This is a genomic window from Bacteroidota bacterium (genome assembly GCA_016195025.1).
Classification (GTDB): domain Bacteria; phylum Bacteroidota; class Bacteroidia; order Palsa-948; family Palsa-948; genus Palsa-948.
The window spans coordinates 1-8,033 of sequence record JACQAL010000003.1; the positions used below are offsets into that span (position 1 = coordinate 1).

6 protein-coding genes and 1 pseudogene are annotated in these 8,033 nt (G+C 42.3%); 6 read left to right on the plus strand and 1 reads right to left on the minus strand.

Annotated elements, in window-relative coordinates:
• The first annotated feature begins 152 nt into the window (after nt 1–152).
• From HY063_00400 to HY063_00415, 4 genes and pseudogenes are all read left to right on the plus strand, one after another.
• Nucleotides 153–569 carry a T9SS type A sorting domain-containing protein gene (locus tag HY063_00400; GenBank protein ID MBI3500232.1) on the plus strand — a complete coding sequence of 139 codons (417 nt, stop codon included), beginning with the start codon at nt 153–155 and terminating at the stop codon, nt 567–569.
• 307 nt (nt 570–876) lie between these two features.
• Nucleotides 877–2,688 (plus strand): T9SS type A sorting domain-containing protein, encoded by a 1,812-nt coding sequence (locus HY063_00405; protein MBI3500233.1) that lies wholly within the window; start codon nt 877–879, stop codon nt 2,686–2,688.
• A 6-nt stretch (nt 2,689–2,694) separates the two neighbouring features.
• Nucleotides 2,695–4,611: a T9SS type A sorting domain-containing protein gene (locus HY063_00410; GenBank protein MBI3500234.1), complete on the plus strand. Its 1,917-nt coding sequence runs from the start codon at nt 2,695–2,697 to the stop codon at nt 4,609–4,611.
• 21 nt (nt 4,612–4,632) lie between these two features.
• Nucleotides 4,633–5,210: pseudogene (locus tag HY063_00415) on the plus strand (YdeI/OmpD-associated family protein).
• Nucleotides 5,211–5,284: 74 nt separating this feature from the next.
• On the opposite strand, the gene nadB reads toward HY063_00415, so the two are convergent.
• The gene (gene nadB, locus HY063_00420; protein ID MBI3500235.1) at nt 5,285–6,862 is read right to left on the minus strand and encodes an L-aspartate oxidase; all 1,578 of its coding nucleotides are present in this window, start codon (nt 6,860–6,862) and stop codon (nt 5,285–5,287) included.
• A 97-nt stretch (nt 6,863–6,959) separates the two neighbouring features.
• Here nadB and HY063_00425 point away from each other — a divergent pair, with 97 nt between their 5' ends.
• Both HY063_00425 and HY063_00430 read left to right on the plus strand, forming a co-directional pair.
• The gene (locus HY063_00425; GenBank protein ID MBI3500236.1) at nt 6,960–7,592 is read left to right on the plus strand and encodes a NifU family protein; all 633 of its coding nucleotides are present in this window, start codon (nt 6,960–6,962) and stop codon (nt 7,590–7,592) included.
• 126 nt (nt 7,593–7,718) lie between these two features.
• Nucleotides 7,719–8,033: CTP synthase (locus HY063_00430; protein ID MBI3500237.1), on the plus strand; the 315-nt coding region annotated here is incomplete at its 3' end.

Genomic DNA, 8,033 nt, shown 5'->3' on the forward strand with positions numbered 1-8,033 from the left:
ATGTTGTTTTCATAGAAGTTCGTTTTGGTGAACCGCTATGATGATTTATTTTGCCCTTGCTATCTCTCTGCCTGATTTTATTTTTTCAACATCTGCTTGTTTATTCCGAATGTTTTTTACCTTTGTTGCGAAAGTCCTAATACGATAATAGCGTGTGGGCTTGCGGATACAATCAATCTGGAGAACTAGGAGATGGAACAACTATTGATAAATATATTCCAATAAAAGTACTGGGATTATGTAATGATGTAAACTCCGTTTCAACAAGTGTCAATAGCATTGATATCATTTTTTTTCCAAATCCCTTTTCCACCCAAACAACTTTGCAAACAAATACTCCATTACACAACGCAACTCTCACGGTTTACAATTCTTTCGGGCAGGAGGTGACACAAAGTGTCATTCCGAGCGGAGCGAGGAATCTCACAATCACCCGCGATGGTTTACCAAGCGGAATTTATTTTCTGCGCTTAACTGCCCTCTCCCTTCCCTCCTCCAGCGGGGGAGGGACACAGGGTGGGGGCGGTGAGGTCTTCACAGGCAAACTTGTAATCACTGACTCCCGATAGTTATCGGGATAATTTTCTCGGCAGACGAAAGGCACTACCGCCAACACGCGCTTGCCTCAATGGCGGCTGACGAGCAAGTTGAAAGTTTTCTGCTTTCTATTATCTTTGTTGCGTGGGACAGTTTCGTAGTTCTAAATCGCCACTTCTCCAACTTGCAAACCGTTATGCCCAATGCTATGACGACCGACTATTTCAGACAGCGTGTAACATTATCGGTGGACAGTTCGTCACACTTTTACAATTTAAGACAATTAAACCTTTCAGACAAATGCTCGTCAATACATTCCATATCTAAAGCAAAATAATCATGAAAAAAATATTACTCTCCTTTTTCATCTCCATTATTTTTATCTCCCATATCTCCGCCCAGCTCTCTAATCGTTTTTACTGTGGTGGAAATGCCTATGTGGCGCAAAGCACGGGGGCATATTGTTCCAATACCTTCAGGGCGTGGAGAGATATTCAGAAATTTTCTACCTCCTCTTACTATTGGAACTACACAGATTCCGTAATTCAATCCAATCAGTCGGTGGGGCTGCATACCATGATTACTCTTAAATGCACCAATCCCTTTACACCTAATGATACAGTACCGGGAACTCCTGCATGGTGCTTTGACCAAAATCAAACCAGCGACAATGCTTCGGCATGGTTTCCTCAGGGAACAGATACAACACTCTGGAAAAATTTTGTGAATGCAATTGTTGAAAGATACGATGGGGATGGCACAAGTGACATGCCCGGATTAATTTATCCCATTACCGAATGGCATGTTATCGGGCAGGAGTGGCAGCGCATCTGGAGCAGCGACCAAGCTCTTGATACTACATGCAACTTGTTGACTAAAGACACTTCTCTTGCCAATACAAAGAAGTTTGTGCAATTGGTCAATATGACTTACACGGCTATAAAAAATCAAGAACCGGGTTCGGGTTCTGAAGTAAGTTTTGCCGGCATTGATACAAGAAATCAATCTGAAGCTTTTTATGACGGATATTTTCCGCAAACAACTTTGTGCAAGAGCGATTGCATCAATCCGCCACAAAATGTTTCTGCATCGCAACTTGCCGCTGCGCCAAAGTTTTTGCAGACCCGAAGAAATGTGATGTATATTTTTAAGAACGCAAAATTTGATGAGGTGGATTTACATGAATACGGAAGATGGAAAAATATTCCCGACATAGCCAAATGGGCAAAAGATTCAGCGCAGAATAAACGGGTTACCTTTTTGGAAGGCGGGGGTCCATTCTGTCAGGCATGCGAAAATATTTATCACGCGGTGAATGATACTGACGGAAGATTGCCCGCGCTTTTGGTGAGAGACAACGCTTCGTATGTTGTTTACTATTTCATCACTGGGTTTTCCGCGGGAGTTAAAAAAATGCACTGGAACGCAGGGCCCGAATACAGTGACTGGGGTTCCACTTGGGGCGATCTTGATTTGCGAACAATCAATCGCATACACAAACCCTCTTTCTATGTTTATCGCTGGCTGGCAAAAACTCTTTTCTCCAATACTTCTGCCGATACAGTTGTGCGCATTATAAATGCAAATCAAAATCTTTATCATTATCAAGTTCAGCAGTTGCCGACATTTGTTCCATTTATTGATGTGGCTTGGTCAACAAATACAACAGACAGTATAATCGTGAGCGGAACAGGAACTCTATACACATGGGATATTCCAATTACTTGCGATTCACTTTATCCGACTGCCTGCGATTCTGTTTTTCCGATGAATACTTTTTCTGTTTCAGGTTCTCACACCATCGCGCTAAACAACGGTGTCCCTGTTTTTTACAGTTGGAATAATATTTTGACTGGAACAAATCAAATTGAAAATTACAAATTACAATTATTTATTTATCCAAATCCATTTAATTCTTCGACAACTTTGCAGACAAATTATAATTTCAAAGACGCAACCTTGACAGTTTACAATTCTTTCGGGCAGACAGTTGCGCAAATAAAAAATATCAACGGGCAGACAATCACTTTCAATCGTGATAATTTGCCAAGCGGGATTTATTTCCTTCGGCTCACAGCTCCCTCTCCTTCTCAAGGAGAGGGTGGGGGCAGTGAGGTCTTCACAGGCAAACTTGTAATCACGGACAAATAAAATACAATGAAAAAAAAACTATCAGCCACCGGACTGATCCCGCATTTCGCGGGACTCATCATCCTGACAGTGTTTTGCGGAATTGTAAACGCACAAAACACAGTTTCAGTAACTGTTAATGCAGGAACATCCTCTGGACTTCTGTCACAACTTTGGGGCGACCATTATGACCTTTCAATGACACACCCGTGGGGAAGTTTTACGACAGACCCAAATTTTTTACCGCTCATGCAGCAAGTGCAGCCCCGTTACTGGAGATGTTCTGTGGGTCGTTGGGAAATGGGATACCCTGCTCCGTTCAGCGGAAACCCGAATGATACAACTGTTTTAAAAACTATTCCGCGTGAATATTACAGAGGGGGAAATGACCTTACTTCGGCAAACAACCCTGCTAATTATTACTTCACCTATTTAGATGACCAACTGACAAAAATAGAATTGACGGGCGCCAAGCCCTATCTCTGTTTTGACTATATGCCCTTCACTTTAAGTTCGCAGCAGAATCCGAATAATCCCAATAACGATTCTGTAGCGGGAGGTTCTTTTTCAAATGGAATCCGCACAGCGCCTCCTTCTAATCCCGCAGTTTATGCGCGTGTTGTCAGAAATACCATCAGGCATTTAAAAGGTCTTTTTGCAGGCACAACCGATTTTGGAATAAAATATTTTGAAATAGGAAACGAACCTGATGTGCCTGCGCCCAACGCATATTTCTGGACAGGAACAGTTACTGATTTTTATAACATGTACAGCGCCATCATTTCAGAAATAAACAGCGACCCGCAACTTGTTAACTCAATTAAAATTGGCGCAGGGGCTTTTTCAAATGCCACCACTCCAACTTTTGCAACTGCTTTCATGAACAGTATTTCATCCAACAGCACCCGCCTCGATTTTCTTTCTTATCATTCCTATTCCGACTCGCTTAATTACCACTACTTCTCTTTAATGAACATGTCGAACTTGCGGAATGCGCATGCTCCAAATGCAGAATTGATTAACTCTGAATGGGGAAGATTACTTAATAATTCTTCCGACACAGTTTACGACCATATAGAACATGGTGTATTCAGGGCACAGGTTATGCTGCTGATGGAAAGTTTTGGAGTGAAAGTTGCAACCGAAGCGGTTTTTATTGACCCTCCAATTCCTGCCCCAAACAAACTTGGTCTTGTTTTTTCAGGACCTATTGCACCTAAACCTGCAACCGATTGTTACATCGGTTTAAATAAAATGAATGACTGCCTGAATGCACTGCCTGTTACCACTGTTCCTTCTACGGGCGAGTTTGTTTATTCAGGTAAGGATTCGGCTGGAACAAAAGTTTGCATAGTGTATGTTGGCGATGACCCCGGAGGATTTACTAAAAAAGTTAATCTGCAAATAAATAATTTGCCTTGGGGAAGTTCAACATATTACATGTATCAATATGAAGTTTCTGAAAACACATGGTCGCTGAATCAAGGAGTGAAATTGCAACGGTCAGATACTCTTAATGGTTCAATATTTAACGATTCAATTATCTATGGTCCGGGACCGGGACAAGGTCGGCTTTTAATATGGAAGTTAAGCACCGCACCATTAACGGGGATACAAAATTTAGAAAATCTAAATGGTATTTTAATTTATCCCAATCCTTTTTCTTACACGACAACTTTGCAGACAGACAATCCTTTGCACAACGCAACTCTCACTGTTTACAACTGCTACGGGCAGGAGGTGACACAAAGTGTCATTCCGAGCACCCCGCAAAGCGGGGCGACCGTAGGTCGGAGGAATCTCACAATCACCCGCGATGGTTTACCAGGCGGAATTTATTTTTTGCGCTTAACTGCCCTCTCCCTTCCCTCCCCCATCGGGGGAGGGACACAGGGTGGGGGCGGTGAGGTCTTTACAGGCAAATTAATAATCACCGATAAATAATTTACCATAACAAAGAGCAGAATGAATCCAAAGGTTGATTGGTATTTTATTAAATCGAAAAGATGGCAGGAAGAATTGAATAAATTGAGAAAGGTCGTTCTTGGCTGTGGTCTCACCGAAGAATTGAAGTGGGGAGTTCCTTGTTATACATTTCACAACAGTACATCGTTTTAATACATGCGTTTAAAGAATACTGTGCGCTTTTGTTTTTCAAAGGTGCCTTGTTGCGTGATGCCAATGGTATTTTAGTGCAGCAAACAAAAAATGTGCAGGCAGCGCGCCAAATCCGCTTCACCAATCTTCAGGAAATAGTTGAGATGGAAACTATCTTGAAAAAATATATTCATGAAGCCATTGAAGTGGAACAAGCCGGTTTGAAAGTGGAATTTAAAAAGACAAAAGAATTCAATATGCCCGAAGAATTTCAAAACAGATTAAATAAAATTCCCGCCCTGAAAACTGCTTTTTATGCATTGACACAGGGACGTCAAAGAGGATACCTTCTTTATTTTTCTTCAGCCAAACAATCCAAAACCCGCCAGACAAGAGTTGAAAAATGCAGGAAGCAGATTCTGAAAGGAAAAGGATTAGATGATTAGTTTAAAAAATTAAATGATTGGGTGGTTTAGACCTGACAGGTTTTCAAAACCTCTCAGGTCTTGCCACCACCTGGTTACTGCTGAAGCACCGCCTTCCTCTTCGGGTAATCAATATTGTAATGCAAGCCCACGCTTTCTTTTCTTTGCATTGCATACTTAATAATTATATAACTCACTTTAATAATATTTCTCAGTTCGCAGAGTTGCGGAGAAACAATGGTGCGTTCGTATAACTCTTCGGCTTCTTTGTGAAGAATAAGCAAACGGTCAAACGCTCTTTTCAGGCGAAGATTCGAGCGGACAATTCCCACATAATTTGTCATAATGCCCTGCGCTTCGCGCAAACTTTGTGTAATCAAAACCATTTCTTCGGGCGAGGCGGTTCCTTCTGCATTCCAGCCGGGAATGGTTTCGCAGTAAGAAATATTTTTGAACTGAGAAATGGAATCAACTGCTGAGCGATGCGCATACACCACTGCTTCTAAAAGAGAATTTGACGCAAGGCGGTTTGCTCCGTGCAAGCCCGTGCAGGAACATTCTCCGGCTGCGTATAAATTTTTTATGGTGCTTCTTCCGTTCACATCCACTTTAATTCCCCCGCACATATAATGCGAAGCGGGTAAAACTGGAATTAAATCTTTTGTAATATCTATTCCCAGTGACAAACATTTTTTATGAATGTTCGGAAAATGTTTCAGCAATCCTTCTTTGTCGAGATGCCTGCAATCCAGATAAACGAAATCATCTCCGCGGATTTTTAATTCGTTGTCAATCGCGCGCGCAACAATATCCCGTGGTGCAAGCGAACCGCGCTTATCATATTTCTGCATGAACTCGTTGGAATTTGTTTTCAGAATTCCTCCGAAGCCGCGCATGGCTTCTGTAATTAAAAATGATGGGCGTTCATCGGGATTATAAAGTGAAGTGGGATGAAACTGGAAGAACTCCATGTTCTCCACTCGTCCTTTCGCGCGGTAAACCATTGCAACGCCATCGCCCGTTGCTATGAGCGGATTGGTTGTGGTTGCGTAAACGTGACCGGCTCCGCCCGTTGCCATCAGAGTAATCTTCGAAAGAATTTGTTCAATGCGGTTGGTGTTTGTGTTCAATGCATACACTCCGTAACATTCTGTGTCGGGCGATTTGCTGGTAACTTTTTTTCCAAGATGATGCTGTGTTAAAAGTTCGAGCGCAAAATAATGGTCAAGGATTTCTATGTCCGGATGCGCGTGCGCCTGCGCGAGCAATGCGCGCTCAATTTCAAAACCCGTGTTATCCTTGTGATGAAGAATTCTGTTTTCGGAATGCCCGCCTTCTTTTCCTAAATCAAATTCTCCTTTCGGATTTTTATCGAACTGCGCGCCCCATTCAATTAATTCTTTTATTCTCTCTGTAGATTCGGTGACAACCATCCGCACAACTTCTTCATCGCACAAGCCGTCTCCGCAAATCAATGTATCCTGAATATGTTTTTCATACGAATCGGGACTATGCATTACGGCAGCAATTCCTCCCTGCGCATATTTAGTGTTTGATTCGTCTTCGTTAGCTTTCGTAAGAATTAAAACTTTTCCGTAAGGCGCAACCTTCAGCGCATAACTTAATCCAGCTATGCCTGAACCGATGATGAGAAAGTCAACTCTTCTTTTCATTATTGTAGCGAAGTACGAACTTTTTTACGAAAATACAAATTACGAATGAATCTTTTTCTGTTCGTACTTCGTAAGTTCGTATTATATTCGTACTTCGATGGAAGCAATAAAGAAAATGCCTGTTGTCGTGTATGCGGAAAGCACGCCCAATCCTTCGGCAATGAAATTTGTGGCGAATAAAATTCTTCTGGAGAATTCTCTTCCGCTGGAATTTTTTTCCGCTGCCGAAGCAAAATCTTCCCCGCTCGCAATGGAACTTTTCAAATTCCCGTTTGTGAAAAGCGTTTTTATTTCCGGCAACTACATTACGCTTTTCAAAATTGAATCAGTTGACTGGAATGAAATCATTATGGAACTTCGGGAATTTCTGAGAATATACCTGAGCGAAGGAAAAGCAGTGATGTCAGAAGTCGGAACAAAGCAGGATGTGAACGAGAAAACCATAGAATCAAAAATCAGCAGTGAAGTTATTGACCATACAATTCCACAGACAGAAATTGAAAAAAAGATTATTGACGTTCTGGAGCAATACGTGATGCCTGCAGTCGCACAAGACGGAGGGCTGATAGTTTTTCGTTCCTATAAAGATGGAGTAGTTTCTCTTCTGATGCGCGGGGCTTGCTCGGGCTGCCCTTCATCAACGGTAACTCTTAAAGCGGGAATAGAAGCGTTGCTTAAAAAATTTATTCCGGAAGTGAAAGAGGTGGTGAGCGAAAGCCCCACCCCTTAATCCCCTCCCCAAAGGAGAGGGGAGATTTTTTCCGAATTATTTTTTGCCGACTGCTTACCGCCAACTGCCAACTTTTCTTTATCTTCACACCCCGAAGAGAAACAAAATTTCCTTCCACACTTCGGGATGTCAACAGGTACAAAATATATTTTCGTTACGGGCGGTGTTACTTCTTCGCTTGGCAAAGGAATTGTTTCCGCATCGCTCGCCAAACTTTTGCAGGCGCGCGGCTACACGGTTACGATTCAAAAGTTAGACCCTTATATCAACGTTGACCCCGGCACTATGAATCCGTATGAGCACGGTGAGTGTTACGTTACGGATGATGGCGCGGAAACCGATTTGGATTTGGGACACTACGAAAGATTTCTTTCCGTTCCCACTTCACAGGCGAACAATGTTACCACAGGAAAAATTTATCAGAGCGTGATTGATAAAGAA